General features: G+C 45.7%; 18 protein-coding genes. 11 read left to right on the top strand and 7 right to left on the bottom strand.

Annotation, left to right across the window (positions count from 1 at the left end):
• Positions 1–257 precede the first annotated feature (257 nt).
• The 3 genes from MHB46_RS10630 to nadE all read left to right on the top strand — a co-directional run bounded on the left by MHB46_RS10630 (position 258) and on the right by nadE (position 3,484).
• Positions 258–1,997 carry a two-component system sensor histidine kinase NtrB gene (locus MHB46_RS10630; protein ID WP_341162292.1) on the top strand — a complete coding sequence of 580 codons (1,740 nt, stop codon included), beginning with the start codon at positions 258–260 and terminating at the stop codon, positions 1,995–1,997.
• A 141-nt stretch (positions 1,998–2,138) separates the two neighbouring features.
• Positions 2,139–2,573: a BrxA/BrxB family bacilliredoxin gene (locus tag MHB46_RS10625; RefSeq protein WP_013308727.1), complete on the top strand. Its 435-nt coding sequence runs from the start codon at positions 2,139–2,141 to the stop codon at positions 2,571–2,573.
• Between the two features lie 101 nt (positions 2,574–2,674).
• A complete protein-coding gene (nadE, locus tag MHB46_RS10620; RefSeq protein ID WP_025722646.1) occupies positions 2,675–3,484 on the top strand; it encodes an ammonia-dependent NAD(+) synthetase in 810 nt (269 codons plus the stop codon).
• 89 nt (positions 3,485–3,573) lie between these two features.
• On the opposite strand, the gene MHB46_RS10615 is transcribed toward nadE, so the two are convergent.
• Positions 3,574–4,401 (bottom strand): alpha/beta hydrolase family protein, encoded by an 828-nt coding sequence (locus MHB46_RS10615; RefSeq protein WP_028541020.1) that lies wholly within the window; start codon positions 4,399–4,401, stop codon positions 3,574–3,576.
• Between the two features lie 183 nt (positions 4,402–4,584).
• Between MHB46_RS10615 and acpS the strand changes: the two genes are divergently transcribed.
• Together acpS and mutY are read left to right on the top strand one after the other, a co-directional pair.
• The gene (acpS, locus tag MHB46_RS10610; RefSeq protein WP_069291092.1) at positions 4,585–4,989 is read left to right on the top strand and encodes a holo-ACP synthase; all 405 of its coding nucleotides are present in this window, start codon (positions 4,585–4,587) and stop codon (positions 4,987–4,989) included.
• 4 nt (positions 4,990–4,993) lie between these two features.
• The gene (gene mutY, locus MHB46_RS10605) at positions 4,994–6,226 is read left to right on the top strand and encodes an A/G-specific adenine glycosylase (RefSeq protein WP_341163726.1); all 1,233 of its coding nucleotides are present in this window, start codon (positions 4,994–4,996) and stop codon (positions 6,224–6,226) included.
• Positions 6,227–6,610: 384 nt separating this feature from the next.
• Here the strand turns inward: mutY and MHB46_RS10600 are convergent, their stop codons facing one another.
• The 4 genes from MHB46_RS10600 to MHB46_RS10585 all read right to left on the bottom strand — a co-directional run bounded on the left by MHB46_RS10600 (position 6,611) and on the right by MHB46_RS10585 (position 9,567).
• Complete coding sequence (locus tag MHB46_RS10600) at positions 6,611–6,958, bottom strand: winged helix-turn-helix transcriptional regulator (protein WP_019685981.1); 348 nt, start codon at positions 6,956–6,958, stop codon at positions 6,611–6,613.
• A 160-nt stretch (positions 6,959–7,118) separates the two neighbouring features.
• Positions 7,119–7,865, bottom strand: a complete 747-nt coding sequence (locus MHB46_RS10595) for an SDR family NAD(P)-dependent oxidoreductase (RefSeq protein WP_058711000.1) — start codon at positions 7,863–7,865, stop codon at positions 7,119–7,121.
• A 175-nt stretch (positions 7,866–8,040) separates the two neighbouring features.
• A complete protein-coding gene (locus tag MHB46_RS10590) occupies positions 8,041–8,505 on the bottom strand; it encodes an HAD-IA family hydrolase (protein WP_226888891.1) in 465 nt (154 codons plus the stop codon).
• Positions 8,506–8,745: 240 nt separating this feature from the next.
• Positions 8,746–9,567 (bottom strand): AraC family transcriptional regulator, encoded by an 822-nt coding sequence (locus MHB46_RS10585; RefSeq protein ID WP_341162291.1) that lies wholly within the window; start codon positions 9,565–9,567, stop codon positions 8,746–8,748.
• Positions 9,568–9,741: 174 nt separating this feature from the next.
• Here MHB46_RS10585 and MHB46_RS10580 point away from each other — a divergent pair, with 174 nt between their 5' ends.
• Positions 9,742–11,934 carry an alpha-galactosidase gene (locus MHB46_RS10580; protein ID WP_341162290.1) on the top strand — a complete coding sequence of 731 codons (2,193 nt, stop codon included), beginning with the start codon at positions 9,742–9,744 and terminating at the stop codon, positions 11,932–11,934.
• A 24-nt stretch (positions 11,935–11,958) separates the two neighbouring features.
• Entirely contained in the window at positions 11,959–13,392 is a 1,434-nt protein-coding gene (locus MHB46_RS10575) for a PTS transporter subunit EIIC (RefSeq protein WP_341162289.1), read from the top strand.
• A gap of 194 nt (positions 13,393–13,586) precedes the next feature.
• Here the strand turns inward: MHB46_RS10575 and MHB46_RS10570 are convergent, their stop codons facing one another.
• Together MHB46_RS10570 and MHB46_RS10565 are read right to left on the bottom strand one after the other, a co-directional pair.
• Positions 13,587–14,078 (bottom strand): DinB family protein, encoded by a 492-nt coding sequence (locus MHB46_RS10570; RefSeq protein WP_341162288.1) that lies wholly within the window; start codon positions 14,076–14,078, stop codon positions 13,587–13,589.
• A 134-nt stretch (positions 14,079–14,212) separates the two neighbouring features.
• Positions 14,213–14,827, bottom strand: coding sequence for a superoxide dismutase (locus MHB46_RS10565; protein WP_023986992.1), 615 nt, complete (start codon positions 14,825–14,827; stop codon positions 14,213–14,215).
• Positions 14,828–15,348: 521 nt separating this feature from the next.
• Between MHB46_RS10565 and MHB46_RS10560 the strand changes: the two genes are divergently transcribed.
• The 4 genes from MHB46_RS10560 (at position 15,349) to queG (ending at position 18,865) form a co-directional block, all read left to right on the top strand.
• Positions 15,349–15,774: a GNAT family N-acetyltransferase gene (locus MHB46_RS10560; RefSeq protein WP_160789290.1), complete on the top strand. Its 426-nt coding sequence runs from the start codon at positions 15,349–15,351 to the stop codon at positions 15,772–15,774.
• 131 nt (positions 15,775–15,905) lie between these two features.
• Positions 15,906–16,490, top strand: a complete 585-nt coding sequence (lepB, locus tag MHB46_RS10555) for a signal peptidase I (RefSeq protein ID WP_341162287.1) — start codon at positions 15,906–15,908, stop codon at positions 16,488–16,490.
• 93 nt (positions 16,491–16,583) lie between these two features.
• Positions 16,584–17,021: a ribonuclease HI gene (rnhA, locus tag MHB46_RS10550; protein WP_023986996.1), complete on the top strand. Its 438-nt coding sequence runs from the start codon at positions 16,584–16,586 to the stop codon at positions 17,019–17,021.
• Between the two features lie 95 nt (positions 17,022–17,116).
• Positions 17,117–18,865: a tRNA epoxyqueuosine(34) reductase QueG gene (gene queG / locus MHB46_RS10545; protein ID WP_341162286.1), complete on the top strand. Its 1,749-nt coding sequence runs from the start codon at positions 17,117–17,119 to the stop codon at positions 18,863–18,865.
• The last annotated feature ends 34 nt before the right edge of the window (positions 18,866–18,899 follow it).

The following is an 18,899-nucleotide window of genomic DNA, read 5'->3' as shown; positions in this document are numbered from 1 at the left end:
AATTCAGAATGGTGTAACCGATTTTTCATCATATCGTAATACCGTCGCTTTAGATAGCCTTAGAACGCAGTAAATACGTATATATTTCAATTTTCAGGAATTTATAACACGTAAAAACGATCCATTTATATACATCTGGTATTTAGCAGATTTTGTCGTTCTACACCGGGATTTTAACACATATATTGTAATATATTGTAGCCTGTGCTTTAATTCAACTAACGGCGTCAAGGAAAGATGATGAGGGGGAGAAGTCCTTGTTAATTGCGTTGAAGGAAAGTGTGCTCCAAGTTCTCCTTGCCGTTATATCGGCGGGTTTTTTCTCTATATTAACGGATTATGGGGATAAGAAAAAGGTTTGGGGCGGCAATCTGCTTCCTGGACCTAATCAAGGAATACTGTATCTGTGTTGCTTGCCAGCCATATTGCTATGTACACTCTTTCAATATCAGTCTCCGTATGGTCTACCTTCCAATCTCGGTATTATTCCCCTTGCTGTTGGCATCATGTACGGTAGACGTCGCACTGCCTTCGTGCTCGCCGCTTCCGCACTGATGGGTGTCCTGATTATAGCCCAGTCGACAGAAATGTCCCCGATGTATGTGGGCACGGGTTTTATTCTTTTTCCTTTTATGCTGCTGCATGTCAAGTTTTTTCAAAGAGGAACTTTGTTGGATAAAAAACTCCTAATCTCCGCATATGTTGTGGCTGATATGCTGTTTAAGGCGATATTTCCGCTACTATGGGGCAAACAGGATATTGCGGTATACGTTCCTGACTTACTTACAACGTTCTGGAATATTGGTGCAGGGGTGCTGGCAAGTTTTACGGTCGTGAGTCTGATGCATAATGCCTTTGAGAAGCTGGCGCTGCGGCGTGATGTGACTGAATTTACGAGCAAATACTTAATTGAAGTGGATAAGCTGCGTCAAGTTATGGATTTGATGCCGTTATCTCTTGTTACTCTGGACAGCGAAGAACGAGTTATACATATGAACAAAACGATGCTGGAACTCTACCAGGACTTCGATCCCTACATTACACTGCCTGAGGTAGTAGGCCGTCCATTGACCTCGTTATATGGTTTTAGCTCTTTGCCTGTGGTTAACGAACGAGTTGCAAAGGCGTTGGAAGGAGAGGCGGGTGCTGATTTTATAAATGTTACTCCCAAAGTATTCTTCTCAAGTTTCCTTCCTATTCGTGATAAACATGTAAACCAAACGACAGGCGTCATTATCGCCTTGCAAGATATTACAGAGCTGGAGACGCTGCGCAGTGAGCTAGGCAATTTTGAAAGGCTCAGTCTGGTCGGACAGATGGCAGCGGGCATTACTCATGAAATACGTAATCCGATGGCGGTTGTGCGTGGTTTTTTACAGCTCATGCGTGAGAAAAGTCCAGAATCTCTCAACCATTACTACCGCATTGTGATGGAGGAACTCGATCGGGCGAACGGAATTATTAACGATTTCCTTTCACTGGCCCAGAATCGGATTGTCGAGAAAGAGCAATGTCATCTGCATGATATTATTCGCGAACTGACGCCTTTATTGTGGGCAGATGCGAATCTGAGGGGGCAGACGATTGAGCTAAAGCTGGAGGAACATGTGACGATGCTGCATTTGAACCCTAAGGAAATGAAGCAGTTGCTGCTTAATTTATCACGTAATGCGATGGAAGCTATGGGGGAAAAGGGGGTGCTGACCATTTCGACTCATGAGGAAGGGGATTTCGTGGAACTCGAAGTAAAGGACACAGGTCCGGGAATTCCGCAAAAACAGCTTGAAAAGCTGTTCCAACCTTTTTACACTACCAAAACGAAAGGTACAGGTTTGGGGCTGGCCTTATGTCAAAGTATAGTGGAGCGTCATCACGGTACGATTGCCGTAGACTCGGTGGAGGGAATGGGCACGCAGTTTAAAGTCCGATTGCGCAGAACCGTCCCGACTTACCGGGATCATGCTGAACCTCCTGTCATAAATTCGATACAGAAATAATCGTGCAAATATATAGCCGGATTTTTGCAAATTACGTGAAAAAGATTGTATAATGAAGTTTAGATGTCCATGCCTTTACTACGGCAAAGGATGAAATTAGAAACGTAGTATACATGATTTTTGGAAAAGGAGTGAAAGAATATGTCTATGTCTTTCGATCAATATATGAGAGATTCAGTTCAGCCAATGCGCGATGAACTGACGAATCTTGGGATTCAGGAACTGCGTACTTCTGAAGATGTGGAGGCCAAGCTGCCTAATGCCAAAGGGACAGTGCTGGTTGTTGTGAACTCGGTATGTGGTTGTGCCGCAGGCCAATGCCGTCCGGGTGTGGCTGAAGCGTTGAAGCATGATATTACGCCAGATCATCTGTATTCGGTTTTTGCCGGACAGGACAAGGAAGCAACGGCAAAGGCTCGCGAATTTTTCGCACCTTACCCACCGTCTTCCCCTTCCATCGCGCTGTTGAAAGACGGCGAGCTGGTTCACTTCATCGAGCGTCATCAGGTGGAGGATCGTTCGGCAGATCAGATCGCTGCTGATTTGACCAGTGCATTTGATCGTTTTTGCCGGTAAGACTGCTCAAGCTATGCCCCGCATTTTTCGCCTGCGAAACTTGCCGGGGCTTTTGCATGTTGGCTTGTGAAGGAAATTCCTAAAAAAGAGGTGCTTATCTGATGAGTTTGCAGGAACAGATTATTGCTGAATTGGGAGTACAGCCTACGATTAACGTAGAGGCGGAGGTCCGTAAGCGTGTGGATTTCCTCAAGTCGTATGTAACGAAAACGGGAAGCAAAGGGCTGTTGATCGCCATCAGTGGCGGGATTGACAGTGCCGTAGCAGCCGCTTTGTGCAAGCGGGCTACAGATGAATTGACGCAGGAACAAGGAGACGAATACAAAACGCTGGGTGTATTCCAGCCATACGGCCAACAGGAAGATATCGAGCATAGCTACGCGGTAGCCAAAGCGTTCGACCTGAAATATGCTGGGGAAACGAACATTAAGGAAGCCGTGGACAAGGTTGCCGTGGAAGTAGAGCATACGTTAAAGGATATCGGTCTGGAGCGTTCCATTACTCCGCAAGTGAGAGGGAATGTAAAGGCAAGAACACGTATGGTGGTTCAGTACGCACTCGCGAATGAGCTGAATCTGCTCGTCGTTGGCACAGATCACGCTTCAGAAGCCATCACAGGCTTTTATACCAAATGGGGCGATGGTGCAGTCGATATTACGCCACTTAGTACGCTTAACAAACGTCAGGTGCGCTTGCTAGCCAGCTATCTTGGAGTTCCGCAGGCCATTTTGGACAAAGCGCCTACAGCAGGATTGTGGGAAGGCCAGACGGATGAAAAAGAACTGGGGATCTCCTACGAAGCAAACAGCGACTACCTGGAAGGCAAGGAAATTGACCCGGCGGCACGCGAAAAGCTGGAAAGCTTCTTTACACGTACAGCGCATAAGCGGACAAGCATCCCAGGAGTGTAAGCATTAATCTTATGGAATTGTAAAATCCTGAAGTAAATAAATGCGGCGATCCGCCCGGCGGATCGCCGTTTGTATTGAAGGGGCAATAATTAATTGGCGATCCACTCAATGAAGCGGCGGGTTTCGGTAATCGCCTGATCGAGTGGAAGACTGCCTCCCTGGAATGGATGAACGGTATTAAAGGTATGAGTGCCGCCTTGAATTTGTACCCATTCGATGTCGGGACGAACGGATGTGAGCAGGGCAGAGCCTTCCCGTAGACGTTTGGAATCTTCGGTTCCCTGGATTAGTACAGCTGGGAGCTGGCTGTTGGCAAGTCTGTCTACAATGGCAAAACGCTGGCGATTTTGTTCCAGGTCTTCCAGAATGACTGCATCCAGCGGAAGCTGTTGTCCTGTTCTAGCGTTCTCCACATAGCTGCGCCCCTTGGCGCGCATTTCTTCTTTTTGCGGTAAAGTAAACAAATCAAGATCTGTCACGCCATTCCATGAAATGACGCCAGCAATCTCGCCGGGATGATCTAGAGCATATACAAAGCAGCTTCCCGCGCCTCGGCTATGTCCTAACAGAAACAACGGCAATTCTCTGAACTCATGACGTGCTCTCAGATTGGACAGCAATAGTTCCAAATCCTCTTGTTCGCGGCTATAGGTGTTGCGTGCGAACTTTTCCAGCTCGGTAAAATTCTCTAGATCCTCACCTATGCCATTATGTGAAAAGTTGAAGGTCACAACATGGTTATCCATACTCAATGCTTCTGCTATATAGGGGAACATGCCCCAATCCTTGAATCCTTTGTAGCCGTGAGCGATGATGAGCAGGCTTTTGGCTGTATTTTTAGCGGGAAACCAGGAAGCCCGGATCACCGCATCTGTTCCTGCTTCGGTACCTGCTTCAACAATAATGGTTTCTGACATCCTATCCTTCCTTTCTACGGGAATTTTTTAAATGGGCATATCAGCTGAATTTCAAAACATTCACCTATAGCCTTTCTTATTTTAACATATTTTGGTGCCGCTTTTACGCCTTTGTGACTCGCCAGGGTGTGGACGCACTGTTACAATAGATCCAGTAAAGTAAAAAGGACGGGGAATACCCAAATGATCTACGGAATTGGACATGATGTGCTGGAAATAAGCCGTATGGCTCATATTTTGGCAGGTAAATATGCAGATGCGTTTTTGAATCGGGTGCTGACCCCGGCAGAACGTGAGCTTGCTGTGGAACGCAAGGGTAGACTAACGGAGTTCGTAGCAGGGCGCTTTGCCGCCAAGGAAGCGATAACGAAAGCCTTCGGCTGCGGAATTGGGCAAATCATCGGGTTCGGCGATATGGATATTTTACCGGAACCTGGGGGGAAGCCAGCCGTTTATTTGTCTTCATCCGCGTGGGATAGACTGAGATTGCCGTCTACAGGTGACTCGAATTACAGCATTCACTTGAGTATTACACATCAGCCTAACATTGCCTCTGCTTTTGTGATTGTCGAATATAAGGAGATGTGATGTGATGACTACAAATACATTGGAACAAAAGCGTTATTTCAGCTTTGAACTGTTGAATTGGTATACACGTAACAAGCGCGATTTGCCGTGGCGCCGCCATCGGAATCCTTTTTATATCTGGATCTCGGAAATTATGCTTCAGCAGACACGTGTCGATACGGTCATTCCGTATTTTAATCGCTTTATTGCACGTTTTCCGACGATTGAAGCGCTGGCGGAAGCGCCCGAGGAGGATGTGCTCAAGCTGTGGGAAGGGCTGGGGTATTATTCGCGGGCCCGGAATTTGCAAACGGCGGCGAAACAGGTTGTTGAGCTTCACGGTGGGCAGGTGCCAGATGATACGCAGGCTGTTGCTGCACTGAAAGGAGTAGGTCCGTATACGACGGGGGCGATTATGAGCATTGCCTTTAATCGGCCAGAGCCTGCTGTAGACGGGAATGTGATGCGTGTGCTGTCGCGTTATTTTCTCATTGAAGAAGATATCATGAAGGGCAGCACGCGAGCGCATATGGAAAGTCTGGTCAGGGAGCTGATTCCCGAAGGAAGAGCCTCTGATTTTAATCAGGCGCTGATGGAGCTGGGGGCGCTGGTCTGCACGCCAAAGTCGCCTCACTGTCTGACCTGTCCGGTCATGGAGCATTGCTCGGGCAGGCTGGCAGGCCGCGAGGAGACGCTGCCAGTCAAAACAAAAGCGAAGCCGCCGCGGCTGGAGCCTCGCTCCGTCGCCCTTATCGAGGGTAGCGGTGCCAACGCAGGCCGCCTGCTTGTGCGCCAGCGCCCGGCCAAGGGCCTGTTGGCCCGCATGTGGGAGCTGCCGCATGAGCTTGCCGGGCCGGAGGGCTACAACGGCCCGGTGCCGGATGAGCCCGCCATGGACCATCTGGCGGCTCATTTGCTGGCAGAGGGCGTGCTTGCGCGCCCGATGCGGTTTGTACGTGAGGCGGAGCACACGTTCAGCCACATTCACTGGAACCTGCGTGTGTTCCAGTGTGAAGAGGTCGCCGTCCCTGCCGGGGAGGCGGGAGGACATCCGCTGGCTGCCGAACAGCGGGCCAGCTACAGCACCGAAGCGAAGCCGGGTGCGTTGATTGCGCTGGCTGAGCAGGCGGAGCACGCGCATAATGCGCTGCCAGCGGGGTACCGCTGGATCAGCGAAGCGGATATGGCCACCTTGGCGTTTCCCAAGGTGTTCCTCGATCTGATCACCGAGTATTATGCGAAGCAAAAAGGAGACTGATGTTAATTGAATAGCGCTGTCAGCAAAAAATAAAGTATTAGACTGAGCCTAGAAAATGGAAACAGCGACAACCAAGGACGAGAAAATAAAGTCCTAGACTGTCGCTGTTTCCATTGAACTAACGTTTCCCGTTAGCGTAATGGGTTCATTGTCATTAGCCTCAACCGCTTACCTGTTTGCTCAGACTCCTGGCAACAGCTGGGGCATGATGCTTTTTCCATAATCCAAGACGTACTTATTAGTTTTGTAGTGCACCTTGTTAATTACGAAGTAACCTGTACTAGAATATTGCTCATCACTCGAAAACATCAACGTAAAACGATAAAACAAAAAAGCCGCTAAAATAGCGACTTCAAATGGGACTATGCTCTTGTCCCCCGACAGTTAATCCAGATACAAAATCTCAATCTCGCCCGGAGCGAAGGATTGCTCTGCGTAATTCCCCCCCCAATCACAAAGCGATCTCAAAATGGGTTCAAGTGATTGACCCAGTTCCGTCGTTGAATATTCCACCTTAGGCGGTACCTGATTGTACATCTTTCTGCGAATTAATCCGTCTGTTTCCAGTTCCCGAAGAGTTTGAATCAGCATCTTTTGCGATATATTATGAACGAGTCGCTTAAGCTCTCCCGTCCGTTTAGGTCCTTTTATTAAATAGTACAGAACAAGCCCCTTCCACTTTCCTCCGATAACCTCTAGTGTAACTTCCAGTTCACAGAAAAATGTTTTCATATCAATGCACCATCTCCCGATCTAAGAATATCCCCTTCATGTATCGCTTGATCCTTCAAGGATCACTGAAGGAAAAATTGAACGTTACATGGAGGGGATAATACAATCGCATTTAAGTTGATTTAAAAATCTTTGTCGTTTGAAAATTATTATGTCCTGGTTAAACTTGAGCTACTCCGCCATCTACGAATAATTCAACGCCGTTCATATAACTGCTTTCATTAGAGGCTAGGAACATGACAGCATTGGAGATCTCTTCAACCTGCCCCACTCTGCCGAGCGGAATATCATTTTTTGCCTGTTCCAGGAAATGATCTAGTTCAGAGCCAAATAACTCATCGTACGCCGGCGTTACGATTGTTCCCGGACTAAGGATGTTTATACGAATTTCGGTCCCTCTCATATCAAGAATCCAGCTGCGGACGAGCTGTCTGATCGCTGCCTTGGATGCACCATAGATACTAAACGCTGGCATCCCCGTCGAGCCAGCAGTGGATCCCGTTAGAATAATCGAACCTCTTTTATTTGGAAACAAAGCTAATGCCTTTTGTACTGTAAAGATGGTTCCTTTCACGTTGACATCGAAAGTCTTGTAGTATTGTGCTTCTGTAATTTCTCCTAATGGAAGCAATGACCCTAGTCCGGCATTTGCAAAGAGAATGTCCAAGTGTCCCTTTTCTCGCTTAACTGTTTCGAATAATATATCTAGATCTTCCGATTTAGATATGTCACCTCGGACACCTGTAACATTCTTTCCGATCTGCTTTACTGCTTCATCCAGTTCACGTTGTCTGCGTCCCGTGATAAAAACGTAAGCCCCTTCTTTTACGAACTGTTGTGCCGACGCGAGACCGATGCCGCTTGTACCTCCGGTTACAACTGCTACCTTCCCGTCAAATTTCCCCATTCTATTACACTCCTTTTATAATGATTTATATGGTATAGGATGCTCTGTCTGCTTCATGAACCTCCTATGAACGATAGTATGGGGGGAAAGTTACAAGAAAAACAGTACCCACTTTTTTGTGATATAGTCACCAAAAAGTGATAATTGAGGCGGCACAAGCGTTTGTTTTTACAGCCTAACAGATGGAAGTGAGCTCCATTAAGTTTGAGATTGTATATGTGCTTTTAATTTCTGCCGGACTTATTTGTCCGGTTCTGTTGACCCAACAGGTGTCAATGCCCGACTGAAGACCACCTTTGATATCCGTATTTAATGAATCTCCAATGACAAGCGCATCCTTTCTATTAAATTCTGAAATATGACTTATGACGTAATTGAAAAATTCTTCCTTCGGTTTTTGATAACCAATGCTTTGCGAATCAAAGATATCCTCGAAAAACTTATATAGCCCAGACTGCTTCAAGCGTTTGATTTGCGTGTGAGTGATACCATTCGTGATTACGAACATTCGATGGGTCTTTGATAAGCGATGACAGACATCCATTGCGCCTTCCATAAGCAATTGGTTTCCATCTCCCAACAATTCTCTATACAAACCTTCCCATTCCAAGCCGACCACGATTTCCCCCATTCTCAACATTGTAAAAGAGGGCTCCATTAATTACTCACCACATGATACCACGTATTTGAACTATCCTGCCCGTTAGCTTAATGAAGCAACGTCAGTCTAATACTTTATTTTTCAGTCTAATACTTTATTTTTCAGTCTAGAACTTTATTTTCTTTTGACAATAGCGGCAGTATGGACATGAGGTTGATCCATGCTGCCGCTATTTTTCTGTTTTTGAAATATGCCTAATTTAGTTGCGAACGAAGTGTGTTACTTTGGGGGATTTTTTCGGTATTCGGATGGAGTCACCTTGTTGACCGTTTTGAACATTTTGGAGAATAGGAGTACATCTTTATACCCTACAGACCGAGCAATATCCCCGATTTTAAGGGAAGTATTTCTTAATAGGGAGCACGATTTTTCAATCCTCAAATGCAATAAAAATTCCTGTGGTGACTTATTTAGTTGCTGTTTAAATAAACGATGCAAATACGAACGGTCAATTGAAATGTACTTGGCAATGTCACTTACGGTAATGAAGTGTGAATAGTTTTGTTGAATGAAGAGAAGCGCTTCTTTAATATACCGCTGCTGTCTTACCTCATGGTTGACTTCCTGATTAGGGTAATGTTCAAACATCAGATACAGAAATTCATACAGCTTGGATGCAAGCAGCAGGTCTTTGTTGGATTTCAGTGTAGAAGAAACGACGATACTCTCCATACAGCGGGCAAGGCTGCCCTCTGCTTCAAACCGGAAAATGGGATTGTCCCTATTGATACAGGTCCGGCTTAGATATTCTTTTGCTTGCACCCCATTAAAACCAATCCAGGCATATTCCCATGGGTCGACTTCATCCGCTTCGTAGTAAATTAAAACCTTCGGCTCAATAAAGAAAGCATCGTTTTTCTCCAAATGATAGATTTTATCGTTGACTTTAAAGATCCCTTTTCCTTTTAAAATATAATGCACCATATACCCGCTTCGAATGGCTGGACCATAAGAGTGTTTGCTGATACAGCTTTCTTTGCCACATGTGTATAAATTGAGATCCAGGTTGTTATAGGAATGATTGGAAAAGTGTGAACTCATTTGTTTTCACCCCTTAATTCATCTCTGCATATTATCACACCGTTTCATATAGAGTCTACATTATTCCATATAATTATTTAAATAATTCAATTATTATTAGGATGTAAATGATAAGTAAACAACATAATTTATACTTTTTGGAAATCGTACTATTGGCTCTATAAGGGGGTTGCTATGGCTATACACATCGATAAAGAGAAGCTTTTATTCCATTTACAAGGCAGCAATACGAGTTATGTCATGCAGGTTATACGAGATGGTTATTTAGCCCATCTGTATTGGGGAAAGAAAATTCAGAACTATCGGGGAAGCAATAAAATCATCTTTATGGATAGAGGATTTTCACCCAATCCCGATGGCGAGGATCGAGCCTTTTCACTGGATACTATCCCACAAGAATATCCATCATTTGGAAAAAGTGATTTCAGGATTCCTGCGTATCAGCTTCAATTGGAGAATGGTTCTACCGTGACAGATTTTCGGTATAAAGAACATCGGGTTTACCAAGGCAAACCAAAATTGAAAGGGCTTCCTTCTACTTATGCAGAGGATGCTGGCGAAGTAGAAACCCTGGAAATCGTCCTTGAAGACCCATTAATTGATGTAAAGATTGTACTATCCTATAGCCTATATCAAAAGCGGGATGTCATTACTCGTTCAGTCCGTTTCGATAATGAAGGTCGGCAGCAGCTAAAACTGCTTAGAGCGTTAAGTGCTAGTGTGGATTTTCGTGATGATGAATACGAACTAATTACTTTGTACGGTGCGCATAATAATGAAAAAAATATAGCAAGGCGAAAAATTTTACCCGGAATTCAAGTGGTAGACAGCTGCCGTGGAGCTAGCAGCCCTCAACAGGCACCCTTTATGGCACTTGTAAGAGAAGGGACAGATGAAGAACAGGGTGAAGTGTACGCCTTTAATCTGGTGTACAGCGGGAACTTTACGGCCCAGACTCAGGTAGATTCCTATCGGAACACAAGAGTCACCATGGGGATTAATCCTTTTGATTTTACATGGCTGCTTGAACCGGAGGAATCGTTCCAAACCCCTGAAGTGGTCATGGTATACAGCGAAAATGGCTTGGGCGGCATGTCGAGAATTTATCATGAATTATACAGGAACAGATTATGTCGTGGGCCTTTTCGTGACAAAGAACGGCCGATCCTGATTAATAACTGGGAAGCCACTTACTTTAACTTTGATGCTGACAAGATTGAGCAGTTGGCGAAGGAAGCTCAAAGTGTAGGAGTGGAGCTGTTTGTATTGGATGATGGGTGGTTTGGAAAACGGGATGATGACAATACTTCATTAGGCGATTGGGTGGTGGATCGTCGCAAACTTCCAGATGGATTGCTGGATCTTGCAAACCGCATACGAAATCTGGGTATGGAGTTTGGTTTGTGGTTTGAACCTGAAATGGTATCCATAGACAGCGATTTATACAGAAAGCATCCCGATTGGTGTATCCATGTCCCCGATCGTCCGTATACGTTGGGAAGAAATCAGCTGATGTTGGATTTATCGAGGAAGGAAGTGTGTGAGTACATTATTAAGTCGGTTTCCGATATTTTATCGGACGTTCCGATTACTTATGTAAAATGGGACATGAATCGTCACATGACGGATGTGGGTTCGGCAGCCTTGCCACCTGAGAGACAAAGGGAGACTGCGCATCGTTATATCCTGGGACTCTATAGTGTTATGGAAGAGCTTACATCAAGATTTCCCCATGTCTTATTTGAGAGCTGTTCTAGTGGAGGAGGCCGTTTTGATGCCGGTATGCTCTATTACATGCCTCAGACCTGGACGAGTGACAATACGGATGCCATTTGCCGACTGAAGATTCAATGGGGGACAAGTCTTATCTACCCTCCGATTACTATGGGGGCACACGTCTCCACAGTACCCAACCATCAAGTGGGCAGAATAACTCCCTTGGAGACAAGAGGTTATGTCGCCATGGCCGGTAATTTTGGATATGAGCTGGATCTGACGACATTAACCATTGAGGAAAAAGAAATAGTAAAAAAACAGATAGCTTTATATAAAGAAATGAGATCGCTCATTCAATTTGGGAAGTTTTACAGAATAATTAATCCGTTTGATGAAAATGAAGCCGCATGGAACTTTGTGTCGGAAGATCAAACGGAAATGGCGGCCAGCTATTTCAAGGTTTTATCCCAACCCGCAGCCGCGATTAAAACGTTAAAATTCAAAGGTTTGAATCCAGACTACGTTTATAGAAATGTAGAAACCGGTGAGCTGTTCGGCGGTGATGAATTAATGCATGTCGGCATAACGCTTGCCAGGGTAAAGCAGGACTTTTTAGGCATGTTCTGGAGATTTGTTAAAGAAGACATCTGATTCAGCTAGAGGGGGTTTTACTAGATGGAAGCAAAAGAAAAGCAGTATAAGCAAATTTCTCAAGAAATTTTAAAATATATCGGTGGTGAAGACAACATTATCGGTGTGGCCCATTGTGCCACCAGATTAAGAATTGTACTTGAGGACAATGAAAAAGCGGAATTAAAAAAGATTGAAGATATTGATCTGGTTAAAGGCGTTTTCATAGCGGGGGATCAACTACAGATCATTTTTGGAGCAGGGTTGGTCAATAATATCTATGCCGTATTTTCCAAACTGACCGGAACGGAAGATATGTCATTAAGTGATGTCAAAACGAAGTCCGCACAAAGGCAAAATCCTTTTCAAAAAGCCATTAAATCGCTGTCAGATGTCTTCATTGAGATCATGCCGGGAATTCTTGCCGCCGCATTGTTAATGGGGATAACCGGGCTATTAGGTCAGAAGGGGTTATTCGGTCCTAAATCGATTGTGGAGATGTATCCAATTTTTCAAGGGATCAATCGCTTCGTTCAAATCGTTTCTACGGGTATTTTCACCATCCTGCCGCTGCTTGTTGTTTATTCTGCAACCAAGAGATATGGCGGTCGTCCGATTCTGGGGCTTGTGCTGGGTGCAATTATGCTTCATCCAGCCCTGGCGGATGCCTTTGAGGTAGCTAAAGGGAGTCAAAACCCGGAATCGATCAGTCTTTTCGGCCTTCCCGTACAGTTGGTTGGATTTCAGGGCGGTATTATTATTGCTCTAATGATGGGATATGTGGTAGCCAAGTTGGATCAGTTTTTTAACAAAAAGGTTCCGGACATGATTAAACTATTTTTGGCTCCGTTGCTGACTGTCTTTGTTTCTTCCCTGCTATTGTTTACCATTATCGGCCCTCTTGGGCGAGAGTTGGCTAGTCTGGTCACCGTTTCGCTGCTTTGGATGACGCAAAACCTTGGGATATTCGGTTTTATGTTTTTTGCAGGCATTCAGCAGATCATTGTTATTACAGGCTTACATCATGTTATGGGTGCGGTAGAAGCGCAGCTGTTAACCGATACAGGCAGAAATTTTATCAACCCGTTGGCATCAGTAGCTTTGATGGCTCAAGGGGGCGCCGTTTTGGGGTATATTCTTTTGAAACGCAAAGACACCAAGGTTAAAGAAATGGGTTACTCTGCATTCGGGTCTGTACTTTTTGGAATCTCGGAACCAGCGATCTTTGGGGTCACTTTAAAGTATAAGTTCCCCTTGGTTGCTGGATGCCTCGGAGGAATGATTGCGGGAGCATATGTATATTTAAGCAAGCTGACAGCCATAGGATTCGGAACCACGGCTCTTCCCGGCTTTGCAATTGCCGCGTCAGAGAACCATGGTCATATGAATTATCTTATCGCTCATCTTATTGCCCTGTTATGTGGAGCATTATTTACATTGGCTTACGGTGCTTTCAAGAGCAAGGGGTCAACAGTCTGAACCAAGAGAATATTGATTAGGTTGAAAAACTTAATCAGTTACAATCAAGCTTTTATGAAAACGGTTAAAAGAAGAGAATATTCGTGGAATAGACAAGAGAGCATAGATGAAAAAGTAAAAGGGCCGTCCTCAGTCGTTAAAAATGACAGGGGACGGCTCTGAGTCACATGAATATACTTGTATGTTCGTTAAAGCTAATTGATTCCATCATCGCTTTCAATCAGCCCTTTGCCGATTACATTGGCCGAAACCGGAGGCTTGCCGAGCTCCCGAGACCATATGGACAACTGCCCAATATGGTGGATTTGGTGGGCAATGACATGCCGCATCACCTCACCCCACGCATCAATTACAATCCTGCCGTCCGGGAGGTGATCTTCGAATCTTTTCCGTTCCAGACCATCATGCCAGGCGAGCACGAACGGCTCGACATCGAGTCGAAACTTTGCATCCAGCTCACGGACTTTGTCGAGCGTATCATACAGAGAGAAGTCCTCTTGAAAGTCGGGTTTGCCCTGAATCGTTTGAATCCAGCTCCACTCTACATCAACGATATGAAAGAGTGTCTTTAGAATGCCGCCGACTCCGCCGACGCGTTGTTTCAGTAATTCCTCCTGCGACACCTCTTCACACCAGCGGTACCATTGTTCCCGAATCATCCAGTTGTAACGAAAAAAAGTCTGCATCCATCAACCTCCAGAGCTGTATTTGAGAATCATCTCCACCAGTTTACCATGGAATGCCAAAAGGGCTGTCTCATTCGTAGAAAATCTACTTTTGAGACAGCCCTTTATTATAGGATAGAGATGTTGTTACTGGCTTATTTCTTTGCAGCCGCGTAACGTTTGTTTACTTCATCCCAGTTGATTACATTGTAGAATGCTGCAATGTAGTCTGGGCGTTTGTTTTGATATTTCAGGTAGTAAGCATGCTCCCAAACGTCCAGTCCAAGTACCGGAGTCAGACCTTCAGACAGCGGGCTATCCTGGTTTGGAGTGCTAGTGATCGCCAGTTTGCCGTCTTTGCCGACAACCAACCAAGCCCAACCGCTACCAAAACGTGTTGTAGCTGCTTTAGTGAAGTCTTCTTTAAATTTGTCGTAGCCGCCCAGCTCGTTGCTGATTGCTTCAGCAATAGCACCTGTCGGTTGTCCGCCGCCGTTAGGACCGATAACTTCCCAGAACAGGCTGTGGTTGTGGTGTCCACCACCGTTGTTGCGAACCGCAGTGCGGATGCTTTCAGGAACGCTGTCCAGATTGGAGATCAGATCCTCCAGGCTTTTGCTTTGCAGTTCAGGAGCGCTCTCCAGAGCTGCGTTTAAGTTCGTTACATATGTGTTATGGTGACGATCATGGTGAATTTCTACTGTCAGTGCATCAATGTGCGGTTCCAGTGCGTCTTTTGCGTAAGGAAGTTCTGGTAATTGAAATGCCATAGTAAAATCCCTCCTGGTTATATGGTTGGGTAAGTGTTCCTATGTAATAATACCCTCGATAGTTATATTAAACCGCATTCAGCCTATTTTATCAACATTTTTGTTTGTAAAATAGCAAACTGGGCAATACGGCCTGGTAGCTAGCATGTCCAAAAACCCGATTGGAATACACAATACATAGGTAATAAGAGGTAAATTGTGAACTTTAAAATGTAAACGCTTTATATACAGCGCTTACATGAGAAAAAGGGATGTATTCCATCAAAAAGTATGGTTTAATGGTCAAGGAAGCAGAAATTTCGGCTTTTTTGTCGTCTGCTATAATCTGTCATGTCTATGACATGACGAACTTGAGGGCATACACCCTTTTCCTGTTCTTCATTTCATATATAGCAGATCGTATGCATTTTTATCATAATGCCTTGTGATTAACACCATGATAAGAAATTTAAGGATTTATGTAAAAATGACGGTGCTGTCTCAATTTTTTTATTATGCTTACGAAAAGGGAGATATTACTTATGCACGTTCGTTCCTTTCAATTAAGTGATGTGAACTCAGTAACGGAACTCATGCAAATTGCCTTGTCAGAGGAGTGCTACAAAGAGACGGTGAAAGCATTTGCCCGTCAGCTTTCGTGGGATTCCGGTTTGATCATCGTTGCAGAAGAAGAGGGAGAGATCGTGGGTGCTTTGATCGGCACGATCGATCAGAATGATGGTTGTTACTATCGTATCGCTATTCACCCGGATCGTCGTCGGATGGGAATCGGCAAATCGCTTGTGGAGTCCATGGAGCAGCGTTTTCAGCAACGTAAGGTTAGCCGTATTTGGGTAGCAGGGGACAAGCATAACAGTGCGGCCATGCCTTTGTACGAAGCGATGGGCTATGGAGCAAGCCAGATTTTACAGGCTTTTCAGAAGCTGAGTATTTTGGCTCCTCATTAATCGGGAATCGAAATAAAGAGAATTGAATAACATTAAGTATAATATTTACATTTAGAGCATATCTGAGTAACCGTTGCAATCGGGTACGGGATATGCTTTTCTATTTATAACAGGGTTGAGGAGGTTTAATTATGGACGCTTTGGCTCCTTCGTCAGGCCCGCTTCCCTCGCCGGAAACGTCCAAACAAGCAGGCCGCTCTGGTTACATACGCGATTGGTTAGTCACTCTGCTGATCGCCATGGTCGTCTTGCTGCTTCTGAACCTGTTCGTATTTAACTTGTCCACGGTCAGAGGACATTCGATGCAGCCGACGCTAATGGAAAGCCAGCATTTGTTCGTTAACAAACTGGTTTATAATTTTCATGGTCCGGGCAGGGGGGACATTGTGATTTTAAAAGATCCCGATTCCAAGCTGTCGAGCCCAAGATTTTTAGTGAAGAGAGTCATAGGTATTCCCGGAGATGTAATCCGAGTTGAACATAATCAATTGTATGTGAACGGTGAGCTGCTAAATGAACCTTACACCAACTCTAACGTGGAGGATGGTGATTATGGTCCCTTTACGGTGGAGCCGGAGCACTTTTTTGTCATGGGGGATAATCGCCATATTGCAGCAAGCAAGGATAGCCGCTATTTTGGCAGCATTAAATCTCAAGATTTACTGGGACGTGCAGAATTTATATTTTGGCCGATATCTGAGTGGAAATGGCTATAGAGCAACTATAGTCTGAAATCAATGAGGAACACGTCCAAACCGATCAGGACCATGACGGAGCAGGCGGTTACCGATGAGGAAAGGAAGAGGATGATGAAAGAAGTGATGGTATATACCGACGGTGCTTGTTCGGGAAATCCGGGTCCTGGGGGCTGGGGGATTGTTTTGCTGTATGGGGAGCATCGTAAGGAGCTGTCAGGTGCCGAGAAAATGACGACAAACAACCGTATGGAGATCAAGTCTGTGATTGAAGCGCTAAAGCTGCTCAAGGAGCCTTGCCATGTGAAAGTACACAGTGACTCTGCCTATGTCGTCAATTGCTTTAAACAGGGCTGGATTAAGAATTGGCTTCGTAATGGCTGGCGCAACAGTAAAAATCAGCCAGTGGAGAACAAGGAACTATGGGAAGAACTGTGGGAACTGATGGGTAAGCATGAGGTTGAATATGTGAAGGTTAAAGGGCACAGTGACAACGAACTGAATAATCGCTGTGATTTTCTGGCGACCAGTGCTGTTAAAAATTTACGGTAGCATCTGCTGCTATTTTCTGTTGAAATTTGAGATATGGGTATTTTGCAAATCCTCATATCTGTAATGATAAAAAGTGGAAGAGAGGTGAGTATCGGATGCAACGCGGATTGACTCAGGCGGCTGCCGGAACCGCTTTGACTTGGGCTGCGCTCAAGCAGGAAATTATTGAGGCAGCTCCAGGGCTGGGTATCGACTCCATCGGGTTCGCATCCGCCGACCCCTTTCTGTCTCTGAAAGCTATATTGGAAGATCATCGTGCGAAAGGCTATGAATCCGGCTTTGAGGAGCCAGATATTGATAAGCGGATCTACCCGGAGCTGTATGGCTCACAGCCTGCATCTCTGATTGCTATTGCGGTGGCGTATCCTTCTAAAATGAAGGACCCGCCGAAGTCGGACAAGGGGAAGTACCGTGGTATTTTGGCGCGTTCAGCCTGGGGGAAAGATTATCATCTGGTACTACGCGAAGCGATGGAAAAGCTTGAGGCTTTTATAAGTGAGCGGGTGCCTGATGCCATATTGAAAAACATGGTGGATACCGGAGAACTATCGGATCGAGCCGTTGCGGAACGCGCAGGGATTGGTTTTAGCGGCAAAAATACGATGATGATTTCACCGACGCTGGGATCATGGATTTATCTAGGTGAGCTGTTGACGAACATTCCTTTCCAGCCAGATGAACCGGTAACGGATGGTTGCGGCGAGTGTACCAAATGTTTGGATGCCTGTCCTACGGGCGCGCTTGTGGGTCCTGGACAGCTGAATGCCCAGCGGTGTGTGTCCTTTTTGACGCAAACGAAGGGCTTTCTGGATGAGGAGTTTATGCGGAAGATAGGGAATCGGCTGTACGGATGTGATACCTGCCAAATGGTATGCCCCAAAAATCGGGGTCTCAACTGGGATCACCATCCCGAGCTTACACCCGATCCTGAAATTGTGAAGCCGTTGCTGCTGCCGTTATTGGATTTGAGCAACCGTGAATTTAAAGACCGATTCGGTCAAAGTGCGGCGGCTTGGCGGGGGAAGAAGCCCATTCAACGCAATGCGGTCATTGGACTGGGCAATTTCAAGGATATCAGTGCGGTGCCCAAATTAACGGAGGTTTTATTGGATGATCCGCGTCCCGAGCTGCGAGGCACGGCGGCGTGGGCTTTGAGTCGAATAGGAGGGGGAAACGCTATGACAGCGATCAAGCAAGCATCAGAGAAGGAACAACATGAGCAAGTACGCGAAATGATCGCGCAAGCGCATTCCAAACTGGAGGAACAAGAGCAGGCAGAACAGCATAAGGCGTCTGAATCATCAAAATCAGAAGTAACAGCTGGGGATTCACAGGGCCCAACCACCATTTATTATGATGAGATGGAGACACCTGTGGGCACGTTGACGCTGTGCGCTACAGATCGGGGGCTGTGCCGAATAGACTATGGCGTTTTCCATGCGAAGGAAGCACTGCTTCAGCAATGGGCCCGAACATGGATTGGGGAATATGTCTATGTGCAGGAGCCGGAAAAGCTGCGCGAAGCCGCGGATCAGCTGCGTGAATATTTTGCGGGAGAACGACGGGAATTCAGCATAGCCTATGATTTGAGAGGCACTCCTTTTCAAGAGCAGGTATGGCGTGCATTGCAAAATATTCCGTACGGACAAAGTGTGTCCTACAAAGATATTGCAGAATCGATCGGACGAGCCAAGGCAGTACGTGCTGTGGGTGGAGCCAATAACAAAAATCCGTTACCCATTCTGTTTCCATGTCACCGGGTATCGGGTGCTAACGGAAGTTTGGTCGGTTATGCTGGAGGCTTACCAGTCAAGACGAAGCTGCTGGATTTGGAGAAACAATAAGGACATATGTTTGCAAAAAGTGATTTGCTAGCTG

This window comes from Paenibacillus sp. FSL H7-0703, assembly GCF_038003485.1.
In the GTDB taxonomy this organism is placed as follows: domain Bacteria; phylum Bacillota; class Bacilli; order Paenibacillales; family Paenibacillaceae; genus Paenibacillus; species Paenibacillus polymyxa_B.
The sequence above is the reverse complement of the archived record's forward strand: the minus strand, read 5'-3'. Positions and strand labels throughout refer to the sequence as shown.